Origin of the sequence: Streptomyces sp. NBC_01618, from assembly GCF_045209435.1 — a bacterium.
Taxonomy (GTDB): domain Bacteria; phylum Actinomycetota; class Actinomycetes; order Streptomycetales; family Streptomycetaceae; genus Streptomyces.
Map to the genome: position 1 here is coordinate 6,044,431 of NZ_CP109297.1, position 16,191 is coordinate 6,060,621.

17 protein-coding genes are annotated in these 16,191 nt (G+C 70.2%); 4 read left to right on the forward strand and 13 right to left on the reverse strand.

The window, feature by feature from the left end:
* Nucleotides 1-36 precede the first annotated feature (36 nt).
* On the forward strand, nucleotides 37-426 hold the full coding sequence (locus OH735_RS28050; protein WP_406384399.1) for a hypothetical protein: 390 nt from the start codon (nucleotides 37-39) through the stop codon (nucleotides 424-426).
* Here the strand turns inward: OH735_RS28050 and OH735_RS28055 are convergent.
* The 3 genes from OH735_RS28055 to OH735_RS28065 all read right to left on the reverse strand — a co-directional run bounded on the left by OH735_RS28055 (nucleotide 377) and on the right by OH735_RS28065 (nucleotide 4,264).
* Nucleotides 377-1,969 carry an MFS transporter gene (locus OH735_RS28055; protein ID WP_406384400.1) on the reverse strand — a complete coding sequence of 531 codons (1,593 nt, stop codon included), beginning with the start codon at nucleotides 1,967-1,969 and terminating at the stop codon, nucleotides 377-379. The two genes, OH735_RS28050 and OH735_RS28055, sit on opposite strands and share 50 nt — an antisense overlap.
* A 222-nt stretch (nucleotides 1,970-2,191) precedes the next feature.
* Entirely contained in the window at nucleotides 2,192-2,671 is a 480-nt protein-coding gene (locus OH735_RS28060; RefSeq protein ID WP_406384401.1) for a MarR family winged helix-turn-helix transcriptional regulator, read from the reverse strand.
* A gap of 165 nt (nucleotides 2,672-2,836) precedes the next feature.
* Nucleotides 2,837-4,264, reverse strand: coding sequence for an MFS transporter (locus OH735_RS28065; protein ID WP_406384402.1), 1,428 nt, complete (start codon nucleotides 4,262-4,264; stop codon nucleotides 2,837-2,839).
* A gap of 195 nt (nucleotides 4,265-4,459) precedes the next feature.
* Between OH735_RS28065 and OH735_RS28070 the strand changes: the two genes are divergently transcribed.
* Nucleotides 4,460-5,107, forward strand: coding sequence for a TetR/AcrR family transcriptional regulator (locus OH735_RS28070; RefSeq protein WP_406384403.1), 648 nt, complete (start codon nucleotides 4,460-4,462; stop codon nucleotides 5,105-5,107).
* 93 nt (nucleotides 5,108-5,200) lie between these two features.
* Here the strand turns inward: OH735_RS28070 and OH735_RS28075 are convergent, their stop codons facing one another.
* The 9 genes from OH735_RS28075 to OH735_RS28115 all read right to left on the reverse strand — a co-directional run bounded on the left by OH735_RS28075 (nucleotide 5,201) and on the right by OH735_RS28115 (nucleotide 12,537).
* Nucleotides 5,201-5,842, reverse strand: coding sequence for a hypothetical protein (locus tag OH735_RS28075; protein WP_406384404.1), 642 nt, complete (start codon nucleotides 5,840-5,842; stop codon nucleotides 5,201-5,203).
* A gap of 386 nt (nucleotides 5,843-6,228) precedes the next feature.
* A complete protein-coding gene (locus OH735_RS28080; RefSeq protein WP_406384405.1) occupies nucleotides 6,229-6,636 on the reverse strand; it encodes a rhodanese-like domain-containing protein in 408 nt (135 codons plus the stop codon).
* A complete protein-coding gene (locus OH735_RS28085; protein ID WP_406384406.1) occupies nucleotides 6,633-7,154 on the reverse strand; it encodes a cysteine dioxygenase in 522 nt (173 codons plus the stop codon). Before OH735_RS28085 ends, OH735_RS28080 begins: the two co-directional genes overlap by 4 nt.
* Before the next feature lie 103 nt (nucleotides 7,155-7,257).
* Complete coding sequence (locus OH735_RS28090) at nucleotides 7,258-7,365, reverse strand: putative leader peptide (RefSeq protein ID WP_406384407.1); 108 nt, start codon at nucleotides 7,363-7,365, stop codon at nucleotides 7,258-7,260.
* 11 nt (nucleotides 7,366-7,376) lie between these two features.
* Nucleotides 7,377-8,990, reverse strand: coding sequence for an FAD-dependent monooxygenase (locus OH735_RS28095; RefSeq protein WP_406384408.1), 1,614 nt, complete (start codon nucleotides 8,988-8,990; stop codon nucleotides 7,377-7,379).
* A 209-nt stretch (nucleotides 8,991-9,199) separates the two neighbouring features.
* Complete coding sequence (locus tag OH735_RS28100) at nucleotides 9,200-10,099, reverse strand: amino acid ABC transporter permease (RefSeq protein WP_406384409.1); 900 nt, start codon at nucleotides 10,097-10,099, stop codon at nucleotides 9,200-9,202.
* Nucleotides 10,096-10,761, reverse strand: coding sequence for an amino acid ABC transporter permease (locus tag OH735_RS28105; RefSeq protein WP_406384410.1), 666 nt, complete (start codon nucleotides 10,759-10,761; stop codon nucleotides 10,096-10,098). The genes OH735_RS28100 and OH735_RS28105 overlap by 4 nt, the downstream gene beginning before the upstream one ends.
* A 75-nt stretch (nucleotides 10,762-10,836) precedes the next feature.
* Nucleotides 10,837-11,682 carry a glutamate ABC transporter substrate-binding protein gene (locus OH735_RS28110; RefSeq protein WP_406384412.1) on the reverse strand — a complete coding sequence of 282 codons (846 nt, stop codon included), beginning with the start codon at nucleotides 11,680-11,682 and terminating at the stop codon, nucleotides 10,837-10,839.
* A 69-nt stretch (nucleotides 11,683-11,751) separates the two neighbouring features.
* Nucleotides 11,752-12,537, reverse strand: a complete 786-nt coding sequence (locus OH735_RS28115) for an amino acid ABC transporter ATP-binding protein (RefSeq protein WP_406384414.1) — start codon at nucleotides 12,535-12,537, stop codon at nucleotides 11,752-11,754.
* 318 nt (nucleotides 12,538-12,855) lie between these two features.
* Between OH735_RS28115 and OH735_RS28120 the strand changes: the two genes are divergently transcribed.
* The gene (locus OH735_RS28120) at nucleotides 12,856-13,548 is read left to right on the forward strand and encodes a response regulator transcription factor (protein ID WP_406384415.1); all 693 of its coding nucleotides are present in this window, start codon (nucleotides 12,856-12,858) and stop codon (nucleotides 13,546-13,548) included.
* A gap of 15 nt (nucleotides 13,549-13,563) precedes the next feature.
* Entirely contained in the window at nucleotides 13,564-14,958 is a 1,395-nt protein-coding gene (locus tag OH735_RS28125; RefSeq protein ID WP_406384417.1) for a sensor histidine kinase, read from the forward strand.
* Between the two features lie 111 nt (nucleotides 14,959-15,069).
* Here OH735_RS28125 and OH735_RS28130 read toward each other — a convergent pair whose 3' ends face one another.
* Complete coding sequence (locus OH735_RS28130; RefSeq protein WP_406384418.1) at nucleotides 15,070-16,068, reverse strand: TAXI family TRAP transporter solute-binding subunit; 999 nt, start codon at nucleotides 16,066-16,068, stop codon at nucleotides 15,070-15,072.
* Between the last annotated feature and the right edge of the window lie 123 nt (nucleotides 16,069-16,191).

The window sequence follows — 16,191 nt, forward strand, 5'->3', positions numbered from 1 at the left end:
GTTTGCGCAGGGCGGACCGCATACGCCGGATCCGAGGTGACACCGGTCCTGGGCGAGACGGAGGACGGGGGGAAGACGACGCGCTGCGATGCGTCGATCGCGCCCCGGACCGTGGTGTACGACCCGGAGTTGACGCGTCGACGATGCCACGGGGGACTCACCCTGACGAGTTCGCTGAACGCCCTGGCCCATGCGGTCGACGGACTCTGGGCCCGGACGCGACGGCCGCGATCGACGCACTGGCGGCCGAGTCGATCGACGGCATCCTCACCGCGCTGCCGGGGGTGCTCGACGACCCGTCGGCGCCGGCCGGCCGGACAGTGGCCGCCCGAGGAAAGTACGGTGCCCGCGCGGGCCGGGCACCGTACGTCGGCGTTCAGTGCTGCGGAGCCAGCGAGGCACGCCGGAGGCCGACGGCAGCGATGACGGCGCCCAGCAGGCAGAGCACACCGGTGACGGTGACGGCCGTGTGCACACCGTTCATGAACGCCTGGCCGCTGCCTTCCACGACAGCTGCCCGGAGCCGGTCAGGCATGTCGGGCGAGACCGGAGCGACGCCCATCGCCACCGCGTCCTTGGCCTCCGCCATCCCGGCAGCCACACCCGCCGGGACGCCCGCCCCGGTCAGTTCCCCGGTCAGCGTCGAGCCGACCCGGCTGCTGATCAGCGAGACGAGTACGGACGTCCCCAGCGCGCCGCCGATCTGCAGGGCGGTGGCCTGGATGCCGCCCGCCACGCCGCCGTCCTCGACAGGGGCCTGGCCGACGATGGCGGCGGAGGAGGCGGACATCACCATGCCGACACCGAGGCCGAGCGCGACGAACGGCGGCCACATCGTGGCGTAGGAGGAGCCGGTGTCCCAGGTCAGCATGGTGAAGGCGGCGGCGGCCTGGAGCAGCATGCCCAGCGGCATGGAGAGCCGCGGTCCGAAACGGGCGGTCAGCGCAGCCCCGAAGGGAGAGGCCACCAGGGAGGCGAGGCTGAGCGGCAGTGTGCGCACACCGGCCTCGACGGGGGTGAAGCCTCGTACGTTCTGCAGGTAGAGCATCACGAAGAAGATCAGGCCGAGCATCACGAAGAAGTTGAGCGCGGCGACGACCGTACCGGTGGTCAGCGCGCGGCTGCGGAACAGCCGCATCGGCAGCAACGGGTGCGCGACACGGGTCTCGTACCAGCCGAAGGCGACCAGGATCAGCACACCCGCCACGACCGACCCCAGGGTGCCCGCCGAGGACCAGCCCCACGTCTCGCCCTTGACGACGCCGAAGATCACGCAGAGCAGTCCCAGTGCCAGGAGGATGACACCGGCGATGTCGAAGCGGTGTCGGCCGGTCGAGTTCTTGCTCTGCGGCAGCACAGCGGCGCTGACCAGCACCGTGATCACGCCGATGGGGGCGTTGATGTAGAACACGGACTCCCAGTTGACGTGCTCGATCAGCAGGCCCCCGACGATCGGCCCGAGCGCCGTCGAGACCGCCGAGACCATGGCCCAGATGCCCACCGCCATGCCGAACTTGCGCGGCGGGAACACCGCACGCAGCAGGCCCAGCGTGTTGGGCATCAGCAGACCTCCGAAGAAGCCCTGTGCCGCCCGGAAGGTGATGACGCCCTCGACGGAGCCGGACAGACCGATGGCGACCGATGCCAGGGTGAACCCGACGACACCGGCCACGTAGTACGTACGCCGCCCGAAGCGGTCGCCGAGCTTGCCGCCCAGAATCAGCGAGGCCGCCAGGGCGAGCAGATAGGCGTTGGTCACCCACTGCAGGTCCGGGGTGGACGCCTTGAGCGCGCGGCCGATCTCCGGGTTGGCGATCGCCACGACGGACGCGTCGAGTTGGACCATGAAGAGGCCGAAGGCGACCGCGAGGAGGGTCAGCCAGGGGTTGGAGCGCCTGCTGCGGGGCTGCGACAACTCCGGTGGGGAGGCGGCGGGCAGGGACGAGTGATCCACGGTGGTGGACGGCATGGAGGTGCCTTGTCTGTCGGGAGTGCGGTGGGATCCGGAGCGCTACGGGAAACAGGGAAGGATCCGGAGTGCTCCGGGAAACAGGGAAGGAACCGGAACGCGCTCCATCCGGCCCGCCGGGCCGGACGGAGCGGATCTGTCTCCGGGCACGGGAGATCCCTCCGGGCACGGAGACAGCCGTGCGCGCGCTCGGTCGCGTCCCCCGACAGGGGGATCGCGGGGTTACTCGGCGGCGGGCACGGGGCGCAGATGGCGCGTGAGAGACGTCAGCGCGCCGAGTGCCGAACCCAGTGCGTCCAACTCACCATCGGTGAGGGACTGGAGAGCCTGGGACATGTGGGCGCCCTCCAGGCGCCGGACCTCGGCCAGCTCCCGCCGTGCCCTTGAGGTCGGATACAGATGGGCGATCCGCTTGTCCCCGGCGTCCTGCCGGCGCTCCAGCAGTCCCTGCTCGGTGAGCTGGGAGACGAGGGCGCTGACGTTGTTCGGCCGCATCAGCAGGGCGTCGGCGGCCTGGCGCACGGTGGCGCCTTCCTGCTGCGATACGAAGCGCAGCAGCGCGAGTTGCCCCTCGGGCGGCTTGGGCCGCGCGAAGTCCTGGGCGACCCGCCGGTCGAGAGCCCGGTTCAGCGCGGGCAGGCACGCCGTGAGCGCGGCGGCCACACGGTCGAGGTCCTGGGCGGACGCGCGGGAATCGGGCATGGCCCGAATGGTAGATCTGAAAATATAGGTATGTCAAAGGATGTTTCTGTCGGGCAGCCCACGCACGGCGACGAACGGAAACCTTTCCCGGTGCGGCGGGTGATGCGGGGCGGCAGACGCCGCCCCGGCGGGCGTCGTCCCCCGGGGCGGCGTCGGCCCGCCGGATCAGACTTCGGCCGCGGCCTGCTCGGGTGCGGCGGCGGTCTTGCTCCTGCCGTCGGCGCCCGAGGCGGCGCGGGCGGCCGGGATGACGCTCGCGATGACCGCGGCGACCAGCGCGATGCCGCAGCCGATCATCAGGCCCGTGCGGAAGCCGCTCTCGGAGGTGAAGCTGTGTCCGCCCATGGTGACCGTCATCTGGGAGAGGACCACGCCCATCACGGCGGCGCCGACCGAGGTGCCCAGTGAACGCATGAGGGTGTTGAACCCGTTGGCGGCGGCGGTCTCGGAGAGCGGTACCGAGCTCATGATCAGCGCGGGCATCGATCCGTAGGCGAGGCCCACGCCGCTGTTGATGACCATGAGGGCCAGCATGAGGCCCCACGCGGAGCCCATGAGGGCGAGCGACAGGCCGTACCCGGCGGCCAGCACCAGGACACCGCTGATCAGGGTGAGCTTCGGGCCGCGGGCGTCCGTGAGCTTTCCGCCGAGCGGCGAGACGATCATCATCATGATGCCGCCGGGTGCCATCCACAGGCCGGCGGCGAGCATCGACTGGCCCAGGCCGTAGCCGGTGGCCTCCGGGAACTGGAGCAACTGCGGCACGACCAGCATGCTCGCGTACATGCCGAAGCCGACGAAGATCGAGGCGACGTTGGTGAGCAGCACCCGGGGGCGGGCCGTGGTGCGCAGGTCGATCAGCGGATCCCGCATGCGCAGCTCCCAGGCGCCCCAGGCCAGCAGGGTCACGACGGCGGCGGCGAAGAGTCCGAGGGTCGTCGCCGAGGACCAGCCCCAGTTGGCGCCCTTCGACACGGCGAGCAGCAGGCAGACCAGTCCGGCGCCGAGCCCGACCGCGCCGAGGGCGTCGAAGCGCTGACCCTTGGCGCCGGCCGGGACGTCGGGGATGACGAACCAGATCGCGAGGGCGATCACCACGGCCAGGACGGTGGAGCCCCAGAACAGCACCCGCCAGTTGGCGTACTGGGCGACTGCCGCGGCGATCGGCAGGCCGAGCCCGCCGCCGATGCCCATGGAGGCGCTCACCAGCGCGATGGAGGAGCTGAGCTTCTCCGCCGGGACGACATCGCGCAGCAGGGCGATGCCCAGCGGCACCATGCCCATGCCCATGCCCATGCCCTGCAGTCCACGCCCGATGATCATGGGGACGACGGAGGAGGCGAGGGCGCAGACCAGCGAGCCGGCCACGAGCGGCACCGAGCACGCCAGGAGCATGCGGCGCTTGCCGATCAGGTCGCCGAGGCGGCCGGAGATCGGTACGCAGATCGCCCCCGCCAGCAGGGTGACGGTGATCACCCATGCCGCGTTCGACGGCGAGGTGTGCAGGATCTGGGGCAGCTCCGCGATGAGCGGCGTGACCAGTGTCTGCATGATCGCGGCAGTGATGCCGGCGAGGGCCAGCGTGGCGACCACGCCACCGGTGCGGGCCGTGGGCTGGGGGCGTCCATTCGGGACTCCGTAAGTGAGGGGCTGCCGGGCATCATTCGCTCGCCCGGAGCCAAAGGTAAACATGTGCTTACCCAGACGCTAGGGCAGTCGGGAGAGTGAGGTCAACATCTGTTTACACCGCGGCCCGGGCGGTACCGTTCGAGCAGAGAGAGGACAGCCATGAAAGCCAGCAGTTCCCAGGCAGCTCCCGCGCCCCTGGCGCCGACGGACAACAGCCCGCCGCCCTCCCGGCGAGGTGCCGGCGCCAGGACCCGTGGGCTCTTGCTCGACTCGGCCCGCCGGCGCTTCGCGTATGACGGATACGCGGCCACGACCGTGCGCGACATCGCCGATGACGCCGGTGTCAACGTCGCGCTCATCAACCGTTACTTCCAGTCCAAGGAAGGCCTCTTCGAAGCCTGTCTGAGGGCGGTCATCGACGAACTCGTCCACGCGGCGGGCACGGTGGCCGACCTGGAACAGATTCCGGAGATCATCGTCAGTCACACCGCGGGTGTGCTCGCCACCGACGGCCCCAGGGGCGCCCTCCTGCTGCTGCTGCGTTCCTCCGGCGACGAGCGCACCGAGCAGATGCGCACCGGCCTGCTGCGCACGTTCAGCGAGCGGCTCGCCTCGGCGGCCGGCTGGCGGTCCGAGGACTCCGACGGTGACGGGCTCCTCCTGCGGGCCCAACTCGTTCTGTCCGTGGCCTTCGGCATCACGGTGCTGCGCGCCTCTCCGGGTCTGGAGCCGCTCGCGTCGGCCACGTCGCAGGACCTCACGGGCCCACTGCGCGATCTGGTCGACGCGCTGCTCACCCGCCACTGAGGCGCGGCGCCGCGTCCGTCCCGGTCACGGGCCGGGCCACAGCCCCCTCACTCCCTCATCGAATGCCACGCCCGGGGCGTTTCCGGGGGCGCCTCACTGCCCGGCGCGGGCGGCGCGGGCGATGGTGGCGTCGATCAGCGCGAGCGCATCCTCGGCGGTGCGGCCGGGGCAGCGGTTCCACGGTCCGATCAGACCGGTCCAGCCCCGGGACCGGAGTTCTGCGACGAGCCAGGCGCCCGCCCGGTCCACGGTGTCGAGGGAGCCGTAGCCCAGCCGGTGGGCGGTGAGCAGAGCGCCGCAGACGCACCGGGCGCCGCGGGCGTTGCGGAGCCGATACGGGGTGTTCTGCCAGCCCCACTCGGTCAGGATCTGCCGTGCGTAGGCGAGATGGGTGGAGGGCTGCACTTCGGGCTGACCGATGCGCCGCCAGGAGTGGAGCCGGTCGGGGAGGATCGCGCCGAGCCGCCCGGGAAGGGGCCGCTCGCGCGGCGCGGTGGCCGGCAGGGCGCGCACGGACTCGGCGATGAGCTGATCGACCGGTACGGACAGCAGATCGCGCCAGTCGGCCGGCTGACGGCCCGCCTGCCGATCCGCGGCGCCGGGGGAGGAGGACGGGGGGACGGGTTCGGCGGCGGTGAGGTCCCAGCCGGTGACGATCTGCTGCCAGGCCTCGGTGTCGTGGAGGCGAACTGCCTGGGCATCGAGCTGGTCGGGGGTCAAGGCGGGCGTCGGCATGGGTGCGAAGTCTCCGTCACGTCGGTCCTTGGCGTTGAGCCGAATGTCCGTCGGGTGCGGAGATTGCTCCACCGGAGCGTGGCGTTCGGGTGTTTCGGGGCGGATGCGGGGCACCGGCGAGCGGGCAGGCGGGGGCTGGCCATCGCACCCCGGAGCCCGCTGGCACCGAGTTCATGAAGCGGCAGGCCTGCTCTGCGACGGTGCGCCCACTCGCAACCCGAGCGGATGCTTCCGTACGACGCGTGCAGTCCGGGTACGCCCATAGCCGGAGGGGCCATTCCCGGCGCCGGAAGGGGCCGTTCTCAGCCGGATGCTCCGCCGCCGGCCAAGTCCGTCCTCCGTCCGTCCGAGGCCGGCCCCGTCCGTCCCGCCGTCGGCCCCGTCCGTCAGGCCTCGACCGGGAGCCCGGCCGCACGCCACGCCTGGAACCCGCCGATCACATCGGTCGCCCGGTGCAGCCCCAGTCGCTGCAGGGACGCGACGGCGAGGCTCGACGCGTAGCCCTCGTTGCAGACCACCACGACCTGGAGGTCGTGGCTGACCGCCTCCGGAGCCCGGTGGCTGCCCTGCGGGTCGAGCCGCCACTCCAGCTCGTTGCGTTCGACGACCAGCGCCCCCGGAATCAGTCCGTCCCGTTCTCGCAGCTCCGCGTAGCGGATGTCCACGAGAAGCGCCCCGTCCGCGGTGGCGGCGAGCGCTTCCCGCGGGCCGACCCGGACGAACCCGGCCCGGACCCGTTCCAGCAGTTCGTCGATCCCGACCGGTGCCGTACCGCGCCGAGGGCCGTCGCTCACTGCCAGTCCTCCGGCCGTTCGACTTGTTCGAGACGGAGCACCGCACCGATGCGGCTGTAGCGCCGGATCTGCGGCAGCGGCGGGTAGTACGCATGGACGGAGACGGCGTGTTCCGTGCCCGATTCGTTCAGCACCTCGTGGACGTGGTGGCGGCCGAACGCCCTGCCCTGGCCGGTGGCCAACTCCCGGGAACGGTCGATGCCTTCGGTGAGTTCGAGCGTCTTCCAGCCGTCGGTGGGCAGCCGGGCGGCGAGCGACAGTTCCTTGAGGGCGCCGGCCGCGGTGGTGAAGGCGCCGATCGAGTCGGCGTGGTCGTGCCAGCCGGTGCCGGTACCCGGCGGCCAGCCGATCAACCAGGCCTCGCTGCCGCTCGGCCCTTCGAGCTGGACCCAGGTGCGGCCTTCGGGATCGAGCGGGAGCGAGGCGATGATTTCGGCGTCGGCGGCGACGCGGCGGACGAAAACGAGCAGCTCCGCGGCCGTCGGACCGGAAGCACCATCGGCGGCGGAGGAGGACATGCGTACAGAGGGTGACGAAGGGGCAGACACAGAGACCGTCCTGAGGGTTCGCGCGGACGCACGACCGTGCGGCAGAGCGCACGGCGTGGCAGGAAAAGGCGATTCAGCGGGACGGGCGACACACGCAGCCCGCATAGCGGACGAGGTCCATGTGGACCCTCCGCCACAGGCGCACATCGGTGTCGATCACGTTCCGGAGTAGACCATGCACGTCCGCATCGGTCAATTGATGCCCGCAGTCCGGTCGGAGCGTACGGAGGCGCGCGCCGCCCCGCCCCGCACCGCGTCCGCCGCCGCGAAGAGCTCCCGCGGCCGTACCCCGCCGAACGACGCCACAAGGTGACCGTCCGGCCTGATCAGCAGCACGGTGTGGGCCGACGCCCCCGGATAGCTCTCGGTCACCAGCAGCTCGCCCTTCACCGGCAGTGTGTCGACAGCCGCGACCAGCCGCGGCATGACCCCGGCGCTCATCCAGTGACGCCGGTCCCACACGCCCGTACCGGGCGCCACCAGGACCACCAGCAGATGCCCCTGACCCAGCCGTTCGCGCAGCCGCACGGTCGTGCCGTCCGGAGCCGTCACCCGCACATCGGTGACCGGCGCACCGGGGGGCGTACTCACGGAGGTGTGCGCCTCGGCGCGTGGGGGCGCAAGGGGCGAGTGCGAGTACGAGGGGGGCGCACCGAGGGGGCCACAGCCCAGATGTCCGTCGGTGAGCAGTGAGTCGTGCCCCCGTGCGCTCCCCGGGACGAGGGCCCGCAGACCTCCGCCGCCCCGCAGTATCGGCAGCGACTGGTCCGCGGCGCGCAGCCGTGCGGCGACCGCGGCCCGGCGCTCGGCCTGGTAGCTGTCGAGCAGTACGTCGGAGGCGCCGTGGTGCCAGGCGTGGGCGAGTTTCCAGGCCAGGTTCTCGGCGTCCCGCAGCCCCTCGTCGAGCCCCTGGGTGCCGAGCGCGCCCAGCAGATGGGCGGCGTCCCCGGCCAGGAAGGCCCGGTCGGCCCGCCAGCGCAGGGCGAGCCGGTGGTGCAGCGTGTACACACCCGTGTCCAGCAGTTCGTACGGCGGTGTCTCGCCGCACCAGCCCGCCAGGGTGTCCCGGATCCGGGCGATCAGGGCGTCCGGCGTGACGAGCTCGCCGCGCGGCGGCAGCAGCCAGTCCAGTCGCCAGGCGCCGTCCGGCAGCGGCCGTGCGGTCACCTCGGCGCCGCCGGTCCGCCACGGCGGCAGCCGGTGCAGCACGGCCTGTCCCGGCCAGGGGAGCTCGGTGCGCAGCGCCGCGACGGCATGCCGCTCCACCGCCGTACGCCCGGGGAAACGGATGTCGAGGAGCTTGCGCACGGTGGATCTGGCACCGTCGCAGCCCACCAGGTAACTCCCGCGCCACCAGGTCGGGTTCGGCTCCCTGGTGTGCACCGTGACCCCGGCCGGATCCTGCTCCAGCGTGTCGATCCGGCTGTACGGGGCCACCTGCACCAGTTCCTGAGCGGCCACCGCGTCCCGCAGCCCGCGCGTCAGGGCGTGCTGCGGCAGATGAATCGGGGCAGGCAACGGATCGCCGTCGGGGGAGTCCCCGCCGAGCGTCAGCTCACGCACCAACTGCTTGCGCCGCATGGACCGCCAGCCGGACCACCGGATGCCCTCGTTCCGCAGCGCCTTGCAGCCGAGCCGTTCCACCAGGGCGGCGGTGTCCTCGCGCAGCACCACCGTACGGGCCGGACGCGTCTCGTCCCTGGCCGGATCCTCGTCGAGAAGGACGGAGGGGACGCCCTGCGCCGCGAGGGCGAGCGACAGCGTCAGGCCGACGGGCCCGGCGCCGACGACGATCACCGGATCCACGACGAGGCTCCTCGAATGCGTGCAGGCAATGCAGGCGAAGGGAGCGAAACGGGCTCAGGGGGCGGAGGAGGTGTGGCGGCGGGGGCTCGGTGCGCGATCACAGAACGTATGCAACCTACTGCCGGTGCTTGCGTCAAGCGCCCCCGGAACGCGGCGAGGGGCGGTGGCGGATGTGCCACCGCCCCTCGGGCACACGATGCGACGAGCCGTCAGACGGCGCGTCCGTCGTCAACGACGAGCGCCGGCTCACCGACGGTCTCCGGTGCGCCCCCGGGCGCGGTGCCCTTGCTCTTCTTGGTGCGCCGGAGATACCGCTCCAGCCAGCTCGCGAACGAGGTGAGCGTGAAGTTCAGCGCGACGAAGATCACGGCCACGATGGTGAAGCATGCAATGGTGTTCGCGCCGTAGTTCGCACTCATCGGGCGGATCGAGGCCAGCAGCTCGGGGAAGGTCATCATGGCGCCACCGAGTGCGGTGTCCTTCATGATGACGACGAGCTGGCTGACGATCGCCGGCAGCATGGCCGTCACCGCCTGCGGCAGCAGCACGGACACCATGATCTGGCTCTTGCGCATGCCGAGCGCCTTGGCCGCCTCCGCCTGGCCCTTCGGCAGGGACTCGATTCCGGCCCGCACGATCTCGGCGAGCACGGAGGCGTTGTACAGCACCAGACCGGTCACCACGGCGTACAGGGGGCGGACATCGGTGCTGATGTCGGTGTACTCCGAGTACACCGCGTTCGCGACGATCATCAGGATCAGCACGGGGATGGCGCGGAAGAACTCCACGACGACGCCGGACGGAACCCGCATCCACCGGTGGTCCGACAGCCTGCCGATGCCGAACAGCGCCCCGAGCGGCAGCGCGATGATCAGGGCGAAGAACGCCGCCTTGAGCGTGTTCTGGAGGCCCGGCCAGATGTACGTCTGCCAGGGCTGGGGGCTGGTGAAGAAGGGCTCCCACTTGATCCAGTCGAGCTGGTGCTTCTCGGCGAGGCCGGCGTACACCCACCACACCACGGCCGCGGCGCACAGGACGAACAGCACCGTGTACAGGATGTTGCGCTGCTTGGCGCGCGGTCCCTGGGCGTCGTAGAGGACGGAAGTCATCGCTTCACCGCCACCTTCTTGCTCACCCAGCCGAGGATCAGGCCGGTCGGGAGGGTCAGAACGATGAAGCCGAACGCGAAGACCAACGCGATCAGGATCAGCTGGGCCTGGGCCTCGATCATGCCCTTCATCAGGTACGCGGCCTCGGCGACCCCGATCGCCGAGGCGACCGTGGTGTTCTTCGTCAACGCGATCAGCACGTTGGACAGCGGGTTGACCACCGCGCGGAACGCCTGTGGGAGGACGATCAGCCGCAGCACCTGAGTGAAGCTCAGCCCGAGGGCACGCGCCGCCTCTGCCTGGCCCACGGGGACGGTGTTGATGCCGGAGCGCACGGCCTCGCACACGAAGGCGGCGGTGTAGGCGATCAGGGCGAGCACCGCCAGGCGGAAGTTGATGTCGGTGAAATCGCTGGCGCCGAGCTTGACGTCCAGCGTCTGGAAGAGGCCCAACGACGAGAACACGATGATCACGGTCAGCGGAATGTTCCGGACCACGTTCACATAAGCGGTGGCGAAGCCACGCATCAGGGGGACCGGGCTGACCTTCATGCCGGCCAACAGCGTTCCCCATATGAGGGAGCCGAGGGCCGAGTAGACGGTGAGCCGCACCGTCACCCAGAAGGCCCCCAACAGGTCGTAACCTTCAAGAAAGTCGAACACGATCTCCCGCGCTTCCGCGTGTAGGAGGGCAGGGCGCGCCGCCGTTCATGGACGGCGCGCCGGGTCGGCCCTGCTTCACTTGACGATGTTGCCGATCTTCGGGGCGGGGTCGTTCTTGTAGTTCGCCGGGCCGAAGTTGTCCTTCACGGCCTTGTCCCAGGAACCGTCCGAGACCATCTTGGTGAGCGCGTCGTTGATCTTCTTCTTGAGATCGGCGTCGCCCTTCTTCAGGCCGATGCCGTAGTTCTCGTTGGTCATCTTGAGGCCGGCCAGCTTGAACTTGCCCTGGAACTGCTGCTGCGACGCGTAGCCGGCGAGGATGGAGTCGTCGGTGGTCAGCGCGTCGATGACCTTGTTCTCCAGGCCGGTCAGACACTCCGAGTAGCCGCCGTACTCCTGGAGCTGCGCCTTCGGTGCCAGCTTGTCGTGGACGTTCTGAGCCGAGGTCGAGCCGGTGACCGAACACAGCTTCTTCTTGTTCAGGTCCTCCGGCGACTTGATCGAGTCGTCGTCGGCGCGGACGAGGATGTCCTGGTGCGCCAGCAGGTACGGGCCCGCGAAGTCGACCTTCTGCTGTCGCTCGTCGTTGATCGAGTAGGAGGCGGCGATGAACTTCACGTCGCCGCGCTCGATCGCCGTCTCGCGGTCGGCGCTCTTGGTCTCCTTGAAGACGATGTCCTTGGCGTCGTAGCCGAGTTCCTTGGCGACGTACGTGGCGACATCGACGTCGAAGCCGGTGTACTTGCCGTCGGGGGTCTTCAGGCCGATGCCCGGCTGGTCGATCTTGATGCCGATCGTGATCTTCTTGCCGCCGCCCGCACTGTCCGAGCCGCCGTCCTTCTTGTCGGAACCACAGGCGGTGGCGGTCAGGGCGAGGGCGAGCACGGCGGCCGAGGCGGCGGTGACCTTACGAAGCTGCATGGTGAAATTCCCTAGAATTGACGCGATGTGAGTGATCGACCGGTCCGAGGACCGGCGGTGAAGGATCAGTCAGTGGTGAAGGATCTTCGACAGGAAGTCCTTGGCCCGGTCACTGCGCGGGTTGCTGAAGAACTGGTCGGGCGTGGCCTCTTCGACGATCTTTCCGTCCGCCATGAAGACGACGCGGTTCGCCGCCGAGCGAGCAAAGCCCATCTCGTGGGTGACGACGACCATCGTCATGCCGTCCCGGGCGAGCTGCTGCATGACCTCCAGCACCTCGTTGATCATCTCCGGGTCGAGCGCGGAGGTCGGCTCGTCGAAGAGCATCACCTTGGGGTCCATGGCCAACGCGCGGGCGATGGCCACGCGTTGCTGCTGACCGCCGGAGAGCTGGGCGGGGTACTTGTCGGCCTGCGTCGCCACGCCCACCCGGTCCAGCAGCGAACGGGCCTTGTCCTCGGCGGCCTTCTTGTCCGTCCTGCGGACCTTGAGCTGGCCCAGCATCACGTTTTCGAGCACCGTCTTGTGCGCGAAAAGATTGAACGACTGGAAGACCATGCCGACATCAGCACGCAGCCTGGCCAGCTCCCTGCCCTCCTGGGGCAGCGGCTTGCCGTCGATCGATATGGCGCCCGAGTCGATCGTCTCCAAGCGGTTGATCGTGCGGCACAGCGTGGACTTCCCGGACCCGGAGGGCCCGATGACGACCACGACCTCGCCACGGGCGATGGTCAGGTCGATGTCCTGGAGCACATGCAGCGCGCCGAAGTGCTTGTTGACGTTGCTCAGTACGACAAGGTCGTTCGCCGCAGGTGCGGCGTCCTCGGCGCCCTTGGTTACTGAAACTGCGCTCATCGGCTTCTTGCTCCGTCCTCCTCGGTTGGGAAGGACCATAGTCACGCAGTGCGACCAGCGTCATTACATCTGAGCGGAAATTGAGCATAACGATCCGGCGGCAACCGGACACTCCGTGTGAAGGGGGCGGCAGGTGAGATACCCGGGGCGTACCGGGTGGATAACAGATGGCTCGATGCAAGGGCGGGCCCTTGACTGATGTACCCGTCATCGGAGTGGATGCCCTGGTACGTCATGACGTGAAACACCTCGGAACGGGGAAGTGACGAACGGCGTACGAGAAACCGCACCGACATCGCACCTTCGGAAAGGGGGGTCATGAGACTGCTGCTCGTCGAGGACGACAACCACGTCGCGGCCGCCCTGTCCGCGATCCTTGCCCGGCACGGCTTCCAGGTGGTGCACGCCCGCAGCGGCGAGGAGGCGCTGCAGGCCCTGCTGCCCGCGGACACGGAGCCCTTCGGCGTCGTGCTCCTCGACCTCGGGCTGCCCGACCAGGACGGCTACGAGGTGTGTGGGAAGATCCGCAAGCGCGCCTCGATCCCGGTGATCATGGTGACCGCGCGCGCCGATGTCCGGTCGCGGATCCACGGTCTCAACCTCGGGGCCGACGACTACGTGGTCAAGCCGTACGACACCGGCGAGCTCCTCGCCCGGATCCATGCCGTCAGCCGCCGCAAATCGGCCGGCGAGGACACCGCACCCACGCCCGCCGCCGCGCTGCGCCTCGGACACGTCCACATCGAGCTGCCCACCCGCCGGGTCAGCGTCGACGGATCGGAAGTCCAACTCACCCGCAAGGAGTTCGACCTGCTCGCGCTGCTCGCCCAGCGCCCCGGTGTGGTCTTCCGCCGGGAGCAGATCATCAGCGAGGTGTGGCGCACGAACTGGGAGGGGACGGGGCGCACGCTCGAAGTGCACGTCGCGTCCCTGCGTTCCAAACTGCGGCTGCCCGCACTGATCGAGACGGTGCGCGGGGTCGGCTACCGCCTCGTCGCCCCGTCCTCGTAGAGGCGTACGTCCCAGGTGCGCACCCGGCTGCTTCCCCTGCTCATCATTCTCATGGCGAGCGTGCTGCTCGCCCTCGGCTTCCCGCTGGCCGTCAGCGTCGCCGCCGCCCGGCAGCAGAGCGTCGTCATCGACCGCATCGACGACACGGCGCGCTTCGCCGCGCTCGCCCAGTTCATCGCCGAGCGGACCCCCGGTCACGAGGAGCGGCGCCGCATCCTGCGCGGCGAACTCGACACGTACGCATCGGTGTACGGCATCCGCGCCGGTGTCTTCTACCGCGACAACAGCGCCATGGCGAAGGCCCCGGCCACCTGGCAGCTCCCGATCGAGGGAGAGGGGCGAGAGGCCTTCAAGGAGGCGCTCCTGGGGCGGCGCAGCCACGATCCGCCGCAGGTCTGGCCCTGGCAGCGGGGCAGGGTCGTCGTCGCCTCACCCGTCGTACGGGACGGCGATGTCGTCGCCGTCGTGGTCATCGACTCGCCCACCGACGAAATGCGTGCGCGTACGCTGCGCGGCTGGTTGCTCATCGCGGCCGGCGAAGCGGTCGCGATGCTGGTGGCGGTCGGCGCGGCGATCCGGCTCACCGGCTGGGTACTGCTGCCCGTACGGACCCTCGACGCGGCCACCCACGACATCGCCAGCGGCCGGATGAGATCCCGGGTCGTGGCCTCCGGGGGACCGCCGGAACTCAGGCGCCTGGCCCGTTCGTTCAACGAGATGGCCGACAACGTCGAGGATGTGCTGGAGCAGCAGCGCGCCTTCGTCGCCGACGCCTCGCATCAGCTGCGCAACCCCCTTGCCGCGCTGCTGCTGCGGATCGAGCTCCTCGCGCTCGAACTCCCCGAGGGCAACGAGGAGATCGCCTCCGTACGCACGGAGGGCAAACGCCTCGCGCAGGTTCTGGACGACCTGCTCGACCTGGCGCTGGCCGAACACGCCGCGGCAGACCTGCAGCTCACGGACATAGGCGCGCTCACCGCGGAACGCGTCGCGTCCTGGCGGCTGGTCGCCGAGGAGAAAGGAGTACGGCTCAGGGCGGACGGCTCGTCCGCCGTGACGGCCTGGGCGGACCCCATCGCACTGTCGAGCTCCCTCGACGCCATCATCGACAACGCCCTGAAGTTCACCCCGGCCGACGAAGAGGTCCTCGTCACGGTCGCCGCCGGTCGTGATGACGTCACGGTCGTCGTCGCCGACCGGGGCCCGGGCCTGACCGCACAGGAAATGGAGCGCGTCGGCGACCGTTTCTGGCGCAGCGCCCAGCATCAGAACGTGCAGGGTTCCGGCCTCGGGCTCTCCATCTCCCAGGCCCTCCTGGCGGCGGGCGGTGGCTCCATCGGCTATGCCGCCCACGAGCCGCACGGGCTGCGGGTGACGGTGTCGGTGCCGCGCCGGGGCCCACAGGGCTGAGCGGGCGGGGAAGCGGCCGGCGGCGTGGGGATCAGGGCTTGGGCGTGGGGATCAGGGCTTGGGCGTGCGGATCAGGGCTTGGGCGTGCGGATCAGGGCTTGGGCGTGCGGATCAGGGCTTGACCGAGCGGTAGTAGCGCTTGGCCCCCTCGTGCAGCGGCAGCGGATCGGTGTAGATCGCCGTGCGCAGATCCACCAGCTGGGCCGCGTGCACCTCGCGCCCGATCCGGTCCCGGCTGTCGATCACGGTCCGGGTGAACGCCTCGGTCATCGCCGGATCCGTACGGTCGGTGGTCACCAGCACGTTGGCGATCGCGACCGTCGGCACCGCCTGTCCCTGCTGTGTCCCGTGGTACGCGTCGGCGGGCATCATGGCCGACCGGTAGTAGCGGGCGGACCCGCCCACGGCCTGCAGCTCCTTGATCAGCGCGGCCTCCAGCGGGACCAGCCGGATCGCGAACCGGTCCGACAACTCCTGCACGGCGGAAGTGGGCAGTCCGCCGGACCAGAAGAAGGCGTCGAGCAGGCCGTTCTCCAACTGCTGCGGCGTGGTGTCGATACCGTTGGGAACCGGCGTCACATCGTTCGCAGGATCGAGACCGGCGGCTGTCATCAGCCGGTCGGCGACCAGCCGTACGCCGGAACCCGGCTGCCCCACGCCGACGCGCTGGCCGGCCAGGTCCGAGACCTTCCGCACCTTCGAGCCGCGGGGCACGACCAGCTGTATGTAGTCGTCGTACAGCCGCACACAGCCCCGCAGCCGGTCGGCGCCGGGCCCGCCGCCGTGCAGATAGGTGGCGAGGGCATCGGCGGTGGCGATGGTGAAGTCGGCCTTCCCGGTCGCCACCCGTGCGATGTTCTGCTGCGAGCCCTCGCTGGTCTGCAGCCTTATCGACACATGGGGCAGGTCCTTGGCCAGGTCCCCCTTGAGCCGCTCGCCGTAGCGCTGGTAGACCCCGCTGCGTACGCCGGTGCTGAAGGTCAGCGTGCCGCTCGGCGCGGGCTTCCCGAGCGGGAGCAGCCACCACAGCAGCAGCCCGAGCACGACGACGAGGGCGGCGCACGCCTGCAGGGCGCGCCGTCGGCCGATACGGGACAGTGCCTGGAGCATGGCGGCGATCCTGCCAGCCCGTCCCGGCGATGACCAGGGCAGGCCCCCCGGCGGTCCCGGGCCGCGGCCTCCGTAACATCGCCTGGGAGGCCGTGCCCCCGGCCGCTGAGGTACTCATCATTG